The organism is Fulvivirga sp. (assembly GCF_040220315.1).
Classification (GTDB): domain Bacteria; phylum Bacteroidota; class Bacteroidia; order Cytophagales; family Cyclobacteriaceae; genus Fulvivirga.
In genome coordinates, this window is sequence record NZ_JAVJUY010000393.1 from 1 (window position 1) to 15870 (window position 15870).

At 36.8% G+C, this 15870-nt stretch carries 16 protein-coding genes and 1 pseudogene; 2 read left to right on the forward strand and 15 right to left on the reverse strand.

Features of this window, described 5'->3' with window-relative positions; genetic code table 11:
• A pseudogene (locus tag RLO81_RS20235) lies at nucleotides 1-283 on the reverse strand (hypothetical protein); the annotation flags it as partial.
• 393 nt (nucleotides 284-676) lie between these two features.
• Between RLO81_RS20235 and RLO81_RS20240 the strand changes: the two are divergent.
• Nucleotides 677-1261, forward strand: a complete 585-nt coding sequence (locus RLO81_RS20240; protein ID WP_350116243.1) for a YceI family protein — start codon at nucleotides 677-679, stop codon at nucleotides 1259-1261.
• Here the strand turns inward: RLO81_RS20240 and RLO81_RS20245 are convergent.
• From RLO81_RS20245 to hemN, 12 genes are all read right to left on the reverse strand, one after another.
• Nucleotides 1235-1750 (reverse strand): HI_0787 family protein, encoded by a 516-nt coding sequence (locus RLO81_RS20245; protein WP_350116246.1) that lies wholly within the window; start codon nucleotides 1748-1750, stop codon nucleotides 1235-1237. The genes RLO81_RS20240 and RLO81_RS20245 overlap by 27 nt on opposite strands.
• Nucleotides 1751-1765: 15 nt before the next feature.
• Nucleotides 1766-2569, reverse strand: a complete 804-nt coding sequence (locus tag RLO81_RS20250) for an energy transducer TonB (protein WP_350116248.1) — start codon at nucleotides 2567-2569, stop codon at nucleotides 1766-1768.
• Nucleotides 2570-2719: 150 nt separating this feature from the next.
• Complete coding sequence (locus RLO81_RS20255) at nucleotides 2720-3982, reverse strand: hypothetical protein (protein ID WP_350116251.1); 1263 nt, start codon at nucleotides 3980-3982, stop codon at nucleotides 2720-2722.
• A 23-nt stretch (nucleotides 3983-4005) separates the two neighbouring features.
• Nucleotides 4006-4572 (reverse strand): YceI family protein, encoded by a 567-nt coding sequence (locus RLO81_RS20260; protein ID WP_350116254.1) that lies wholly within the window; start codon nucleotides 4570-4572, stop codon nucleotides 4006-4008.
• Between the two features lie 185 nt (nucleotides 4573-4757).
• Nucleotides 4758-6041, reverse strand: coding sequence for an acetyl-CoA hydrolase/transferase family protein (locus RLO81_RS20265; RefSeq protein WP_350116257.1), 1284 nt, complete (start codon nucleotides 6039-6041; stop codon nucleotides 4758-4760).
• 24 nt (nucleotides 6042-6065) lie between these two features.
• Entirely contained in the window at nucleotides 6066-6764 is a 699-nt protein-coding gene (locus tag RLO81_RS20270; RefSeq protein ID WP_350116260.1) for a sulfite exporter TauE/SafE family protein, read from the reverse strand.
• Nucleotides 6764-7189, reverse strand: coding sequence for a FixH family protein (locus RLO81_RS20275; RefSeq protein WP_350116263.1), 426 nt, complete (start codon nucleotides 7187-7189; stop codon nucleotides 6764-6766). Before RLO81_RS20275 ends, RLO81_RS20270 begins: the two co-directional genes overlap by 1 nt.
• A gap of 4 nt (nucleotides 7190-7193) precedes the next feature.
• Nucleotides 7194-8609: a cytochrome c oxidase accessory protein CcoG gene (gene ccoG / locus RLO81_RS20280; protein WP_350116266.1), complete on the reverse strand. Its 1416-nt coding sequence runs from the start codon at nucleotides 8607-8609 to the stop codon at nucleotides 7194-7196.
• 2 nt (nucleotides 8610-8611) lie between these two features.
• Nucleotides 8612-9556, reverse strand: a complete 945-nt coding sequence (locus tag RLO81_RS20285; RefSeq protein WP_350116269.1) for a cbb3-type cytochrome c oxidase N-terminal domain-containing protein — start codon at nucleotides 9554-9556, stop codon at nucleotides 8612-8614.
• On the reverse strand, nucleotides 9549-9743 hold the full coding sequence (locus tag RLO81_RS20290; RefSeq protein WP_350116272.1) for a cytochrome C oxidase Cbb3: 195 nt from the start codon (nucleotides 9741-9743) through the stop codon (nucleotides 9549-9551). The genes RLO81_RS20285 and RLO81_RS20290 overlap by 8 nt, the downstream gene beginning before the upstream one ends.
• 3 nt (nucleotides 9744-9746) lie before the next feature.
• Entirely contained in the window at nucleotides 9747-11882 is a 2136-nt protein-coding gene (ccoN, locus tag RLO81_RS20295; protein WP_350116275.1) for a cytochrome-c oxidase, cbb3-type subunit I, read from the reverse strand.
• Nucleotides 11883-12048: 166 nt separating this feature from the next.
• Nucleotides 12049-13410 (reverse strand): oxygen-independent coproporphyrinogen III oxidase, encoded by a 1362-nt coding sequence (gene hemN, locus RLO81_RS20300; protein WP_350116278.1) that lies wholly within the window; start codon nucleotides 13408-13410, stop codon nucleotides 12049-12051.
• 107 nt (nucleotides 13411-13517) lie between these two features.
• On the opposite strand from hemN, the gene RLO81_RS20305 reads away from it, so the two are divergent.
• Nucleotides 13518-14066, forward strand: coding sequence for a DUF4136 domain-containing protein (locus tag RLO81_RS20305; RefSeq protein WP_350116281.1), 549 nt, complete (start codon nucleotides 13518-13520; stop codon nucleotides 14064-14066).
• Between the two features lies 1 nt (nucleotide 14067).
• Here RLO81_RS20305 and ccoS read toward each other — a convergent pair whose 3' ends face one another.
• Together ccoS and RLO81_RS20315 are read right to left on the reverse strand one after the other, a co-directional pair.
• Nucleotides 14068-14229 carry a cbb3-type cytochrome oxidase assembly protein CcoS gene (gene ccoS / locus RLO81_RS20310; RefSeq protein WP_350116284.1) on the reverse strand — a complete coding sequence of 54 codons (162 nt, stop codon included), beginning with the start codon at nucleotides 14227-14229 and terminating at the stop codon, nucleotides 14068-14070.
• A gap of 3 nt (nucleotides 14230-14232) precedes the next feature.
• Nucleotides 14233-15870, reverse strand: a 1638-nt coding sequence (locus tag RLO81_RS20315; RefSeq protein WP_350116287.1) for an HAD-IC family P-type ATPase, incomplete at its 5' end; no start/stop codon positions are given.

Sequence of the window (15870 nt, forward strand, 5' to 3'; positions counted from 1 at the left end):
ATGGCTCCAACGTTTCGTCTTGTATCTGACTTGGTGTTTGGTACCCTTTTTTGTGAAGATTTGCCTTAAGATTTACATCTAAGGGCATTTCATCAAATGTTCTTTCCGATATATATTTATGTTGGATAGACGGTTTCGCCCTTTTTACCAACTGGTTAATATCAATTGAAGTTGTAGCTTTTTTCTTTGAGTTGTTGCTTCTTCTTCCTTGTCCTGAAGGCCTGCTTGCAGAACGATTTTTGAATCCAGCATTTCTGGATCTCTTTACTTTTGTTGTATTCATATGGTTAATTTCTAACCTTAGAAATAGGCATTACTTCACCAGTCCAGATCGACAATTTTATTTTTTTGTGCCGATTGGATAAGTGTATGATTGATAAACTTTAAAAGATATTAATCCCCGTTTCTAGTGTTAATAAAAAATGTTAGAAGGGGTAAAAAATTAATTATTGAATCGGTTGGATAGAATAAAGAAGTGATACTCCTGCTAATTATGGTACAAAGGTACTACTAATAATTGGTCTTTCCGAACAGTATATTTAATACACTGAAAATAGTAGGTTTATTTTCGAAAGTATTAATATAGTTTATGTCATTTCTCTCATAATTGAATCTGACATAGATCATTAATAATAGAAGATCAATAACCTTTATTTGCAAGGAACAAATTCAAACCATGAATAAGCTAATTGTCTTCTTACTTCTTTCAATTCCAATTAAGTCTAACAGTCAGTCTGTTACCAAAACAATGGTTATTGAAGAAGAAAGCACATTTAAAATAAGTGGTAAATCCTCTGTCAATTCCTTTGATTGTCATATTATTCAGGGCTTTTGTGGTGAAAGTGTGAGTGTTTCCTACAATGTGCAAGCAACCACTGTAAAGTTTAGTAATACCAAATTCTCCATTCCAGTAAAGCAGTTTGATTGTGGAAGCAAGTTTATTACACGTGATATGAAGGAAACCCTCAAAGCTGAAGACCATCCGTTTATGGAATTTGAGTTAATCAGCATTAGAAATTTCGATGATCTTAATTGCGAAAACTCCAAAGCAGAGACTTTAGTGACTATTGCGGGAATAACCAATAGGTATTTGCTAAATTATGATATAAGCAAATTAGACGAAGTGAGCTATAGAATTAAGCTAAATTCTACGTTCGATATTAATGATTTTAACCTCGACCCTCCTACTGCACTTATGGGTTTAATAAAGGTAGATGAAACAATAGGCGTAAGCTTAACCCTGCATACCAGGTTTGAATAACCACAAAAACTTATCAAATTCCATGTAATTAAGTTCTTCCAAGTTCATTTCTTTTCTTTTTCTGGCAATATCTTTAGTGAACCTGACGTAGGACACCTCGGTGTTTTCTGTAGGCATTTTATTATAAAGAAATTGATATGCATATTCACTGCATATAGCATATGCATGAGCGTTATGCCAATTGCAATACCTGGATGCGATTTGGCAAATGCCAAAGCCACTATTTTTAAATTCACATATCTTTTGAACTGCACTTAAGTCGCCTGATCGTAAGAGTGTATCAAGGTTGAGCTTTAAAATGTAAGCTGACAAGTCCGACAAGTTGAATCGGTTTTCTGAATGATTTATACACTCATTTAGTTTAATTCTAACTTCTGAAACAGTGGCTGAGTTAAAATGTGCTAGAAAGTAGGCTGCAATGTTCTTATCACCAGTAAAATACCCTTTAATTCTATTAAACTCATTGAGACTTGCTGTATAGTCAGACATCGAATTAAGATAAGACTAATTATGTAGCATGAAATGAATTGGGATTACCATTTTAACGCGTACCGCAACACCTCTCTGCTTACCGGGGTTCCATGGTTCAGCATTTTGCAAAACACGCACAGCTTCTTCATCACATCCGGAGCCAATCCCTTTTATTACCTTAATGTCACTTAATCGCCCATCTTTATTAACAATAAACTGTACAAATACTTTACCCTGAATACTCATTCTTCTTGCAGCCGCAGGGTATTTTATGTTCTCATTAATGTAAGCGTAAAATGCAGCAAGGCCACCTATTGGGGTTGGTTGATTTTCAACGATGGTAAATACTTCATCAGCAACCTCTTCTGAAGGCTCTTCGCTGGTCATAATTTCTATCTGCTCAAATTCAGTATCCTCATCAATACTAATATCTAAATCAATTTTAATATCCTCTTTAATTGTCTCTTCATCAGGCACTTCAATGATGTTGGGTTGTTTTAATACTTTCACAGGTTCTGGAGGGGTTTGCTCTGTAGGTGGCACTTCAAAAAGCTCATCTTCATAAATCGAATGGGATGTGAGATCAACTAATTCGCCAGTCTCATAAAATTTCCAGTTGATAATTAGAGTTATTAAGCTGATGCTTAAAAAGAGGCCAATATTAAAAAGTAAACCTCTTAGACTGTCATACTGCTTTTTCTTCGTTTTCTTAATTTCAAAGAGGTCATTAAATAACTTGCTTTGATCGTATAACCTAACTAATTTTTGTTTAGGCTTTTTGTTGTGTGACACGCTAAAATCAGCTTGTCTATCGAAATAATTTGAATGAAGTCCCATAATAATCTCCTTGTTTAACTATTAATTTCCCCCATTTATTTCAAAAATTAGATGACCCCTATTAGGGTGCCTACTGATTATTGTCATCTAAACCTTTATGCATAAAAAAAGGGGGCAATGCCCCCTTTTCTAGTTTAAAATTAATCCGTTTTAGAAGCTAATTACTGCTTCAATTACGAATCCATCAAATTCTGCTCCTTGACGCTTATCGCCAATAAAACCGTCACCTTCATATTTGGAAGTTACATATTCAATTTTTGTCATAACATGATCGGTTAAAAACCAACCTCCGCCAATATTTGTTCGTGAAATTGTTATGCTTGGAGCCCCATCAGCTAATTCACCATCAACTTGGTTAAATCTTGCTCCGAAATAAAGCTGATCTCTTCCTCCAAACCTATATAGTGCTTCTGCACCTAAATGAGTTAAAGACCCTCCGATGTCATCATCTCCGTTTTCAACAGTTTCGAATAAACCGAAGAATTCGAATCCGCCATAAATTACAGATGGATTAATCATTATTGAATTTTGATATCCAAATCTAGGATTAAATCTAGGGTCAAAATCACTGCCACCGTTATCTACACCTTCAAGTACATTATAGTATCTGGCGCCAGCCCTGTCCCCATTATATAGATAATCACGAGTACTTCTTTCACTACTGCTATAGTAAGAGCCTGTTAATCTAAACCTTAAGTCATCATTTACTTGCTTATCATAACCCAGTTTGGCATATACTGCATGTCCGTCATCGCCAGTAACAGGTGCTTGATTTAGTCGGCCATTTGAGATACCTAATACAGCAAACAAATCTCCAGGGAAGTATGATATCTCAGCAAATGGTTCTGTAGTAAAGGCGTCCATAATGTAGTTGCCAACAAATGGGTTGTACATTGATCTGGCATTATCTGATCTTCTAAAGTGAGTATCACCATAGTTGATATCATTCATACCAAATCTAAATCTTGCTTTTTCCATTACACCACTTAACAACCCTTCTTTAATAAAATCCAAATTATCTACTTGGAAATAACCACCTTTCACCCAAGCTTCTGGATGGTGTCTTGAAGATAAATAGGTTCTAACGTGCATTCTTAACCCATCCTTTATCTGAACGTCAATATTTAAATTGGCTGTAGGTAAAGCAAAGTTGCTTGATAGATCAACTAATTGCTCTGGGGCAGTAGCATCATTCTCCTGTGATAATCCTTGAAACAAGATAGAGTAATCACCTCCTACTCTAACTTTCATATCACCTTCAAATTCAATAGTGTCTGCTTTTGGTGCTTCATAAATATTGATACCATCTTTTCCGACAGGTCGCTCATATTGCATTAATCGACCTTTTTGTGCATATGCCGTCATTGATACTAATATGAGGGCCAGCGTTGAAAGTTTTAAATAATTTTTCATTGTTTTGGTTTTTTATTGATTGATTAATTTTTAAACTCAGTTTTAAATGTGATGGTAATTTCATCACCAGTTTTTACTGTTCCCAGTAAGGCAGTAGGTGGATCCACGTTGAAGTCTGTCATTTTAAATGTAACCTCTCCGCTACATACCATCTTATTTCCATTAATTTCAGCTTTTACAGGAATGGTGATGACCTTGGTAGTTCCGGCAATTGTTAAAGCGCCTTTGGTTTTAAGGTCATAGTTATTTCCATTTCTTGATGCTGACACCACTTCTTTAAGCGCATAATTAATAGTGGCATAATCATCACTATTAAGTGCCTCGTAAGTGTTGTTATCCATTGAACTCTTACCACTTTTCAGGCTTTCAACTTTTACCTGAAAATCTAAAGAATTAATAGAGTAGACATCGTTTTCACTTGATACTTGAGCCATGCCATTGAGCTCTTCTGCAATAATTTCCCAATCATGTAAGGTAGAAGTACCTAACACTTTTAACGAACTGGATGCATTATCTAGCTTGTAAGACTGGGCACCTACAGATGACAGGGTTCCGATAAATATCAAGAGTAAAATTGCTTTCGTGTTCATGACTTTTTCATCTATTTGACGATACAATATTATGGGTCAAACAGCAGGCAATTGATGATAGAAATCAGGATAAAATATGACTTTAGATTTAATATTTCGGCTAGTTAGCCTACTGACCGTTGTATAAAAAAACGCCTATCTAATTATAAGATAGGCGCCATTACACTTTCCATTAATATATAATTTCAAACTTGGATTTTAAACCTCTCAAAGGCTTTTTCCTCTAAAAACTGCTGATGATCTGGATGTGCGATCGATATAAGTGCCCTTGCTCGTTGCTTCAGACTTTTACCATAGAGGTCTACCACACCGTTTTCAGTTGCAATATAGTGCACATGGGCCCTGGTTGTGGTAACCCCTGCCCCCTCTTTTAGCACAGGCACAATTTTGCTTAGCCCTTTATTTGTTACTGAAGGCATGGCAATAATGGCCTTGCCACCTTCAGAAAGAGAGGCGCCTCTAATAAAATCCATTTGTCCTCCTACACCAGAAAATTGGTACATACCTATAGTATCGGCACAGACTTGTCCAGTAATATCAATTTCAATGGCACTATTAATAGCTGTTACTTTGGGGTTTTTTCTTATCACAGCTGTATCATTAGTATATGCCGCTTCTTTTAAATGAATCAACGGATTATTATCCATAAAATCATATAGCTTCTGTGAACCAACTGCAAAACAACTGACTATTTTGCCTGGTTTTACTGCTTTCTTTGCACCTGTTAATACTCCCGCTTCCACCAATTTTAAAATACCATCTGAAAACATTTCTGTGTGAATGCCGAGATCTTTATGATTTACAAGATTTGCCAGCACCACATTAGGAATACCTCCTATGCCCATCTGCAGTGTTGCGCCATCTTCTACTAAAGAAGAAACATGCTGCCCAATTCTATTCTCAATTTCAGAAGGTGGGTTTAATACGGAGCAGTGAATTGGCTCATCTACTTCCACGGCATAATCAATCTTACTGATATGGATAATGCCATCACCATGCGTGCGAGGAACGTGTTTATTAATCTGTGCGATAACAATTCCAGCAGTTTCTATGGCTGGTATGGTTACATCAATAGAAGTTCCAAGTGAACAAAAGCCGTGCTGATCGGGTGGTGACACCTGGATTATCGCTACATCTAAGGGAATAATATTCCGCCTAAACAATTGATGTATCTCACTTAAAAAAATTGGAATATAATCACCAAATCCTGTGTTTATTGCCTTACGAACATTGGCACCAACAAAACAACTCACCGTTTTAAACGAGTTTCTGTATGGTTCCTGAGTATATAAAGCTTCACCCTCTGTATGCATATGCACCAGGTTCACATTTTTCAACCCTTCATAATTGTTGCATAGTTCATTAATCAAATGATTGGGGGTCATTGCAGCCCCTTGTATAAAAACGTTTTGGTTGGACTTGATTTGATCAATTGCCTCTTTAGCACTAACAATTTTTAAATTACTCATGTATTCGATTGATTTAAAATCTATTTATGGCGTTGTACAAGTTGTAATGCCCGCATCCCAACCTAACTGAGCCAACACCGGACTCACATATGGAATATCTAACGAAAGCCCTCTAACTATTAGCAGTATTCCAACAACTACTGTAAGTGACGGCACTAATCGTTTTATTAAGGTGTGCTTATTTAAGAAGCTTCCGCCTATCATTATTAACCACATCAGCGGCCATGTTCCGAGCCCAAAGCCTGCCATAACCACAATTGATTCGAACATACCACCACCATTTAACGAAGCGATTAAAGCCATATAAACCAACCCGCATGGCAATAATCCATTGATAAGTCCGAGTAGAAAATATACTAAAGGGGTTTTTGTTTGATTTAATGATAAAAGCCTACTCTTCAATTTGGTTACAACGAAATTAGCTGAAGACCAACCAGAGAGCTTCAAAGAGAATTTTGGAATAATAATCATTAACAATAATATTATTCCAGAAACCACAGAAACCACACTTTGCCAGTTAGCAAGCTGAATGCCAGCACCTACCATTCCGACAAGAGCCCCTAGCAACACATAAGTTACTAGCCTTCCGGAGTTATAGAAAAGCATAGACAAATTACTGCCACTTTTAGAATGAATATATGCGGCCACAGGACCACACATGGCTATGCAATGGAAGCCGCCAAAAAGGCCTATGGTAATTCCGATGATTAGAGCACCTATCATTAAATAATTATGGTCTTTTCAATATACGCTTCTTTCTCCCCTTCTACCCATAAAAGTTTAACCCTCCATAGTCCTAAGTCCATCCCTTCTGTACTAATAAACTGTGTAGATCCAGCAGTAATTTCGAATGGTATAATCCGGTCCTTTTTTGCGTCAGAAGGCCTATAAAAATGTATTTCACCTTTGGTATTCAAGTCGCTATTAATAAAAAACTTATGCTCATTTTGATTAAATTCAAATGTAACTTGATCGCCAAGACCTAAAGCATGCTGTTGCCTGTTTATCTGATCTTGATAAGCCAACTCTTGTTTGTAATAATCAGTAGCAACCAGGCTGATATCCTGTTTCATGCTTATCACTACCATGGTAATTATTATGGCTGCGAAAGAAATAAATGTGATTACTATTTTTGTTCCCCAATTCATGCGCTTAGTTATTTATTGGCCCTAAAAATTTGGTATTAACCGTTTCTTCTAATTCTCCATTTACATATATCCCGAGTTCAAGCTTCATTCTGGCAGATGTTATCGCTTTATATGGTAATTCAATAAAATAAACTCCCTCGCTCAAACTATTGGCTTTAAGGTTTTGAGCCCCACCTCCTACTTTGCTAATTAATGCTTCAGGGTTCTTCAATACTTTCACTTCAACTTCCATATCATCAAAAGTCTTGTTCACAAATTGAATATTGTAAAGGTTCGTAATAGTTCCTCTATCAGTTCTTTGATACAATTGACCCGGTACTTTTAATACCGTTGTTTCAATATCAGACCTTGATACAAGTGCAGAGATTAAAATGCTCATTAATAGCAGAAGCACAACAGAATAAGCCTTTACTCTTGTGTTGAATAAATTCTTTGTACCTGTACTTATCGATTCGTGCGATGCATAACGTATGAGGCCTTTTGGCTTATTGATTTTTTCCATTACATCGTCACAAGCATCAATACACGCAGTGCAATTAACACACTCTAGTTGTGTGCCATTTCTAATATCAATTCCGGTAGGACAGGCATGTACACATAATTTACAATCTATACAATCACCCTTTTCTTCAACCGGCTCATTCTTTTTTAATTTACCCCTTGGCTCACCTCTAAGCCAATCATACATTACAGCTATCGATTTATTATCTAATAATACCCCTTGTAATCTGCCATATGGACAAATAGCAACACAAGCCTGTTCTCTTAAATAGGCAAATACCCAATAGAAAATACCAGTAAAAACCAGCATACCGGTAAAGCCCGCCATGTTAGTTGATGGTGGTTGACTTACAATATCTAGTACTTGTTCATAACCCAGTAGGTAAGACATTACAGTATGAGATATTAGAAAAGCGATTGAAATGTAAATGAGATGTTTTAAGCCTTTCTTTCTAATTTTTTCAAAACTCCATGGCTGCTGATCTAATTTACGTTGTTGGTTGGCATCCCCTTCAATCCAATATTCAATCTTACGGAAAACCATTTCCATAAAAAGAGTTTGTGGACAAGCCCAACCACACCACAAGCGGCCAAATACCACCGTGAATAGAATGACTATTACGAAGAATGTAATAAGTAAGAGCGCTAGCAAAAAGAAATCTTGTGGCCAAAATGCTTGACCAAATATTACAAACTTACGTTCGAAGATATTGAGTAATAACAACGGCTTACCGCCAATAGTAATAAAAGGACCTGCGAACAGGATGCCTAATAATAAGATAGTAAATCCAATTCGCAGGTTATGATAGTATCCTTGAGGTTTTTTAGGGTATACCCAAATACGCTTGCCGCTTTCATCCACAGTAGCAATAGTATCTCTAAATTCCTCATCAAATTGATATAAATCCTTTTGGTCCATATCTAATTGCTCGCAGCCATTTGTAAGCTATCTACTGCTTCATTAACTTCCTCAACATTCACACTGTCCAGTGCATCTTCAATAACTTCAGGGACATATAGTTCTCCCTGGGGCTCCTTGGCATTAGGTGGATTTGTACCTCTAAGTGTAAGTATGTAAGAAGATACGTTTTGCATTTGGCCAGGAGATAAAAGCGGCTCCCATGCAATCATACCTTTTTCAGGTACACCTTTCTTAATCGTTGTGAATACACTTGAAATATCGCCACCATGAAGCCAATAGTCATCCGTCAGATTTGGACCTATTCCACCCTCACCTAGTTCTTTATGGCATTGCGAACAGTTATTTAGGTAAATTTGCTTGCCTTTTTGTAATGATACGGCATCTGTTAAAGCTACCACATTTGTTGCGTCTATGTTTTCTGCCGGAGCATTCGCTAATCGCGCTTTAGAGGCTTCATTGGCTGCATATACTTCAGCCTGATATTCTTCAAGCTGCAATGGCATATTACCAATAACATGGTAGCCAATCATGTAGACCACAGCAAATATTATTGTTACATAGAACAACCATTTCCACCATGGAGGTAAGTGATTATCCAACTCCCTGATTCCATCATAATTATGATCAAGAATTATAGTTTCTTCCCTTTCGACAGGAACTGCATCAGTGGTGGATTTCATAAGCTTAGACCACCAGCTTTCTTCCTCTACAAACTCAACACCTTTTTCTACGGCCTTTTTCTGAAGTTCTTGTCTTACCATTGCTCTAAGTAAGCGTAGAACTACCACGGAAACACCCAAAACTAAAAGAGCAACAACAAATACAAACCCAGAAACTATGAGCAAGGCAGTATCCGTGCTTACCGTTTCGCCAGTTGTTTGCGCCAAGGTATCAATTACCAAGGCTAGCATTAATAATGATGTGATAACTATTTTCTTATTCATGGCTCTTCTGATTTGAGTTAGACAATTCTCCGCCATCCATGGGTAACTGTTCCATTTTTTCTATGTATTTCTTATCAGTGGTAAATACCCAGAGTAGCAAACAGAGGAAAAAGATCATAAAGATGGACAATGAGATTATTGGCCAGATCTCTACGTTGTGTATTTGTTCGAAATAATATTTAAACATGGCTTACGGGTTTTGAGTTGTTTGTTCTGGTTTTACTTTTATGTCTGTGCCTAATCGTTGCAAGTAGGCTATTAAAGCTACTATCTCAGCTTCTGGCACAATTTCAATATTATCTTCGGCTTTAAGTCTTGCAGCTATTTCAGCAGCCTGTTTGTCTAACTCATCGTTAGCTACATCTTCATAACCTTCTTCATAAGGAACTCCAATGGTTCTCAATGCACTGATCATACTGGCTGTCATAGATTTATCGATGGTTTTCTCATATAGCCAAGGATAAGGTGGCATTATTGAGCCAGCGGATACAGAACCTGGGTCAAGCATATGATAGAAGTGCCAACTATCAGGATATTTAGCACCTACCCTGTGTAAATCGGGTCCAGTTCTTTTCGAGCCCCATAAAAATGGATGATCATAAACGAACTCACCCGCTTTTGAATATTCTCCATAGCGTTCGGTCTCAGAACGAAATGGCCTAACCATTTGAGAGTGGCAACTCACGCAACCTTCTCTAATATATAAGTCTCTACCATGAAGTTCTAATGGTGTATAAGGCTTTACACTACTTATAGTAGGTACATTGCTTTCTATTAAAAACGTTGGAACCATTTCGATCACTCCACCAATAACAATGGCTATAAGAGTTAAAACAGTAAATAATACTGGTTTACGTTCCAAAACAGTATGCCATCCGGTAGTATGTACCTTTTCTTCTTTCTTCAATGCTGGTGCTTCTGCATCTTCATTGGCAATAAAGCTTCCCGTGCCAGCTGTTTTCATTAGATTGTAAATCATTACAAATACACCTGTCAGGTAAAGAGTACCGCCAATGGCTCTTAGTACATACATTGGTAATATTTGAACGACTGTTTCGAGGAAGTTTTTATACTCCAAAAATCCTTCAGCGTTAAACTCTTTCCACATGAGGCTTTGTGTTATACCAGCAACGTATAATGGCAAGGCATAAAATATAATTCCCAATGTGCCTATCCAAAAGTGACTGTTAGCCAATGAAACAGAATATAGTTTTGTTCCCCACATTTTTGGTATCAGCCAATAAAGCATCCCAAATATTAGAAAACCATTCCATCCTAATCCTCCAATATGAACGTGGGCTATAATCCAATCTGTATAGTGGGCTATAGCATTCACATTTTTTAAAGAGAGCATCGGGCCTTCAAAAGTCGACATACCATAGGCCGTTACGGCCACTACCATAAATTTTAAAACCGGGTCTTCTCTTACCCTGTCCCAGGCTCCTCTAAGTGTTAATAGCCCGTTTAGCATACCACCCCAGCTTGGTGCAATTAGCATTATTGAAAAAACCACACCTAGAGACTGTGCCCAGTCGGGTAAAGAAGTATAAAGTAAATGGTGTGGTCCTGCCCATATGTAAATAAATATCAGCGACCAAAAATGTATAATGGATAACTTGTACGAATAAACAGGCCTATTTGCCGCTTTAGGCAAGAAATAATACATCAACCCTAAAAAAGGAGTAGTTAAGAAAAATGCAACCGCATTGTGTCCATACCACCACTGAACCAGCGCATCCTGAACACCTGCGTACCAGCTATAGCTTTTAAATAAGCTCACTGGCATTTCAAACGAATTAACTATATGTAATACTGCAACCGTAACAAATGTGGCGATATAGAACCAGATAGCCACATACATATGCCGTTCTCTTCTTTTTAGAATAGTACCAATCATATTAATACCAAATACCACCCATATCAAAGCAATGGCAATATCTATTGGCCATTCTAATTCAGCGTATTCCTTTGAAGTAGTTAACCCTAGCGGTAATGTAATTGCAGCAGCCAAAATTATGAGTTGCCAGCCCCAGAAGTTAATCCAGCTGAGAGCATCACTAAACATTCTGGTTTTGAGCAGGCGCTGCATCGAATAATACACCCCTGCAAACATCGCATTACCTACAAAGGCAAAAATGATAGCATTGGTGTGAAGTGGCCTGATCCGGCCAAATGTGGTGTATTCGAGATCGAAATTAAAAATGGGGTAAAACAGTTGAATCGCAGCTGTTAAACCCACTAGCATCCCAACAACACCGAAGATGACGGTAGCTATGATAAAATACTTAACTATCTTATTATCATAGCTGAATTTCTCTAGTTCCATAGTTTACATTTGGTTTAAAATTGATACCCGAAGGTAGATAAGGATTCAAATTATCATATTGATTTGAATTAGCAAGAAAAATGACAAAAATCAGATTGGAAGCTGGCATGCAATTAATCTCTATTAGCTATTCAAATTTGTTTATAGATTCTCCAGTTATTCTAAATTATATCGCTTTACTGAACATCTGTTGTTCACTTTTGAATTCTGTTAGGCGTTTATCAAACACCATACAGATATTTCTTAAAAATGCCATGCCTAAATCGGTAAGTCTAAACCCGGTTGGATAAAGCCTTAGCAAACCTTCTTCATGCATAGTATTTAACTGAATAAGCATATTAAGAGTGAGCCAATTTGGAGTAGAAGTCCAGCACAGTTCTCCATTGCAAGTTATTTCCAACATAATTTTCCTCATTAGAAGATCTTCGTCTGACAGAAAATGTCCTTTCTCTAATGCTAACTTACCATTGCCTATTTTCTCTTTGTAGTCTTCAACATGCTTAGCGTTTTGTGCATAGGCATATTTAGCATCGCTTACAGCAGATGAGCCTAACCCTATAAGCAAATCAGTAGTTGCATGTGTATATCCCATGAAATTCCTATGCATGCTTTTCGTTTGATAAGCTTTATATAGCGGATCGTTCGGTAGGGCAAAATGATCCATTCCAACATCTATATAACCGTTGTCGGTTAGCAGCTTTTTACCTTCTTCATATAATTCCCGTTTGTACGAGTTATCTGGCAAGTCTGCCTCGGTGTATGCTCTTTGGCCTGGTCTTTTCCATGGCACATGGGCATAGCTGTAAAATGCGATCCGTTCTGGTTTTAATTGTATAACAGAAGCTATTGTATCTTTTACACTGGTGACTGTCTGAAATGGTAAACCATATATTAAATCAAAGTTAACAGACTTAAAGCCAATTTTTCGAGCATCTTCAGTTGCTTTAAGCACATTTTCAAAAGGTTGTACCCTATTGATTGTTTTTTGCACTTTGAAGTTGAGATCCTGAACCCCAAAACTAACTCGTCTGGAACCAAGGTTATACAGTACCTCCAGATGATCTAAATTTGTATTATTTGGATGACCTTCAAACGAGCACTCAAATAAAGGGTGCAACAGGCTTTTTGAATAAATTTGTGAAAGCAACTTATTTAAGTTTTCGGGGCTAAAAAAAGTTGGCGTGCCACCTCCCAAATGTACTTCCCTTAAAATTGGTGTTTGCTCAAACGTTTTGATATAAATATCCCATTCTGCTAAAACTGCATTGATATAGGTGTCTTCAACTGCATGATTTTTAGTAATGCGAGTATTACAGGCGCAATATGTGCATAGGCTTTCACAATAAGGCAAATGAACATATAAACTTATTCCTTGTGTTTGGTTTGACTCATTAAAGGTTTGCTTAACTACAGACAACCAATCAGACTCATTCAATTTTTCTTCTTCCCAATAAGGCACAGTTGGATAACTGGTATACCTCGGAGCAGGGACATTATACTTTTCTATCAATTCTTCCGGGATCTTCATTTAGCAAATCTCATCAGGAATAAAATCAAAAATCCTGACAAACATCACGAAGCTGTTTGATTGTACTCAACTTAAAAAGCAATGTCAGCTAGTAGATTTGTATTATCATGAAAAAACTAGCAATACCCCTTTTACTAATATTCGCTGCATGTGGCGAATACAATATTGAATCTCAACAAGATCCTAAGGCCGATTTCAGCCAATATAAAACCTGGTGTTGGTTAAATAATTGTACGCCATCGTTTGATGGGCCAGATTATATATACTCAAAAGCTGTGTTGGAAGATATTACGAATGCGATTGCGGAAGAAATGTATAATAAAGGGTATGAACAAGGGGATGAAAACTCTGATTTAATGCTAAACTTCCATGTTGTATTAAAAGAAGATTCGGCCCTTAACTCTATTGTGCATGAAGAAGCATTGCCGCTATGGGAGCATTACGATGAAAGTGAACTCTATTATCACTTTTTGAAAGGCACACTAATTATTGATGTTGCAGATCGGGAGTTAGGTCAAATAGTTTTTAGATCTATAACAGAGCGATATTTGCCAGCACACCCAAAAGTGAACTATTCTGAAATAAAAGAAGGAATAAATAAGGCATTAGAAGACTTACCAAAACGAACCAAAGCGGTAGAAGAAGAGCCTTTATAAATTATTTTTCTTTTTTCTTGGCCTTCTTTTCATCAAACAACATCCGTATTGCCGGGCTAACAGTATCATCATACTGCCCAGATTTATTCGCCCATATAAATAAGCCTAAAAAGCAGCTGGCCACAATTAAACTAACCATTATTAAAACAAAAATTACAGACATAGCTTAGATATTTAGTTTCTTGGCATAATAGTTACTGGTTAAAGTTGTGAAAAGTATTATCGAAATGCTACTCAACGGCATTAGTATCGCTGCAACAATGGGCGTTAGCAAACCAGACAAAGCAAAACCTAAACCTACTACATTATATAAAAAGGAGATACCAAAACTTTCAAATAAAATTCGTTTATTAATTCTGGCAAACTCCAGAAAAGTATTAAGCCTTGCAAGTACATTACCTTGTATGATACCATCACAAGCAGGAGAAAAGGCAGCTACATCATCACTTACAGCAATACCGATATCACTTTTCTGCAAAGCTCCCGCATCGTTCAATCCATCTCCTAGCATCATCACGTTATTCCCTGCATTCTGTAATTCTTCAACGATATTTAGTTTATCATCAGGCTTTTGATTAAAAAAGAATTGTGTTCCCTTCGGAAATATCTTTTCGAGGTTATTAAGCTCGCTGTCGTTATCACCAGACACAACCATTAGTTTATGTTTATGAACTAGCGAATACATGAGCGTTTTTAATCCTGTCCTATAACTTAATTTAATTTCGAAGCTCCCTTTAACAAACCCATTGACACTTACATAAACTCTTGCTTGGTCAAATTCAACGTAATCATTCACGCCCAACCAATGCGCAGCACCCAATTTATATTCAATGCCATTAATACTGGCCTTTATACCCTTACCTGAGATTTCTTCGAAATTATTAACCCTACACACTTCCTCTTCTAATTCATTATAAACCAGCTGACTAAGTGGATGTGTTGAATTAGCACTTAGACTTTTAATAGCCATCTTTTCAAACTCATTCAATTCTTTACCTACATACTTTATTGTGTGCTTAGTTTGTTCAGTAAGTGTTCCAGTTTTATCAAAAATTAAAACATTGCAATTCGCTAATTTTTCAGTAATAGAAGCTTTTTTAAGGAAAAATCCTTTTTGTCCTAAAATTCTAATGGCATTTCCATTTGTAAAAGGTGCAGCTAAAGCAAGTGCACAAGGGCAGGCCACAATTAAAACCGCAGTTACAACAGGCCAAATTTTTTCGGCATCAAACATCATCCAATAGATGCCACCAATCAAAGCGATACTGAGTATCGCCAAAGTAAAGTACTTACTTATTTTGTTGGTCAATTCCTCTGATGTGGAATGTTTATCCCTTTTAAATGCCTTGTCGTTCCATAAACTAGTGAGATAACTTTGTGATGACCTAGCCTTTACCCTAAATGCTGACTTACCTCCTTTAAGCTTTCCTCCAGCATAAACCAAATCCCCATTTATTACATTTATGGCATCTTTTTCGCCAGTTACAAAACTATAATCAATACTGGCATAGTCACTCAGCAATACGGCATCACACGGGATAATCTCTTCATTTCTAATTAGTATTTCATCACCCACTTCAAGTTTATGAATAGTTACGTTTTCTTCGTGAATTCCAGATTTTCTAATCACAGATAAAGGAAAGTAGGATTTATAATCCCTATCAAACGTAAGGCTCTCAAATGTTTTACCTTGAAACCATTTGCCTATTAATAAAAAGAAAATGAGTCCGGTAAACGAATCCAGATAGCCAATTCCTGTCTGACTGATAATTTCAACAGCACTTCTACCAAACAATACCAACAT

Excerpts from the sequence above, each read along its gene's own strand:
- RLO81_RS20240 (WP_350116243.1), top strand. The coding sequence starts at position 677 with ATGAATAAGCTAATTGTCTTCTTACTTCTTTCAATTCCAATTAAGTCT.
- RLO81_RS20245 (WP_350116246.1), bottom strand. The coding sequence starts at position 1,750 with ATGTCTGACTATACAGCAAGTCTCAATGAGTTTAATAGAATTAAAGGG.
- RLO81_RS20250 (WP_350116248.1), bottom strand. The coding sequence starts at position 2,569 with ATGGGACTTCATTCAAATTATTTCGATAGACAAGCTGATTTTAGCGTG.
- RLO81_RS20255 (WP_350116251.1), bottom strand. The coding sequence starts at position 3,982 with ATGAAAAATTATTTAAAACTTTCAACGCTGGCCCTCATATTAGTATCA.
- RLO81_RS20260 (WP_350116254.1), bottom strand. The coding sequence starts at position 4,572 with ATGAACACGAAAGCAATTTTACTCTTGATATTTATCGGAACCCTGTCA.
- RLO81_RS20265 (WP_350116257.1), bottom strand. The coding sequence starts at position 6,041 with ATGAGTAATTTAAAAATTGTTAGTGCTAAAGAGGCAATTGATCAAATC.
- RLO81_RS20270 (WP_350116260.1), bottom strand. The coding sequence starts at position 6,764 with ATGATAGGTGCTCTAATCATCGGAATTACCATAGGCCTTTTTGGCGGC.
- RLO81_RS20275 (WP_350116263.1), bottom strand. The coding sequence starts at position 7,189 with ATGAATTGGGGAACAAAAATAGTAATCACATTTATTTCTTTCGCAGCC.
- ccoG (WP_350116266.1), bottom strand. The coding sequence starts at position 8,609 with ATGGACCAAAAGGATTTATATCAATTTGATGAGGAATTTAGAGATACT.
- RLO81_RS20285 (WP_350116269.1), bottom strand. The coding sequence starts at position 9,556 with ATGAATAAGAAAATAGTTATCACATCATTATTAATGCTAGCCTTGGTA.
- RLO81_RS20290 (WP_350116272.1), bottom strand. The coding sequence starts at position 9,743 with ATGTTTAAATATTATTTCGAACAAATACACAACGTAGAGATCTGGCCA.
- ccoN (WP_350116275.1), bottom strand. The coding sequence starts at position 11,882 with ATGGAACTAGAGAAATTCAGCTATGATAATAAGATAGTTAAGTATTTT.
- hemN (WP_350116278.1), bottom strand. The coding sequence starts at position 13,410 with ATGAAGATCCCGGAAGAATTGATAGAAAAGTATAATGTCCCTGCTCCG.
- RLO81_RS20305 (WP_350116281.1), top strand. The coding sequence starts at position 13,518 with ATGAAAAAACTAGCAATACCCCTTTTACTAATATTCGCTGCATGTGGC.
- ccoS (WP_350116284.1), bottom strand. The coding sequence starts at position 14,229 with ATGTCTGTAATTTTTGTTTTAATAATGGTTAGTTTAATTGTGGCCAGC.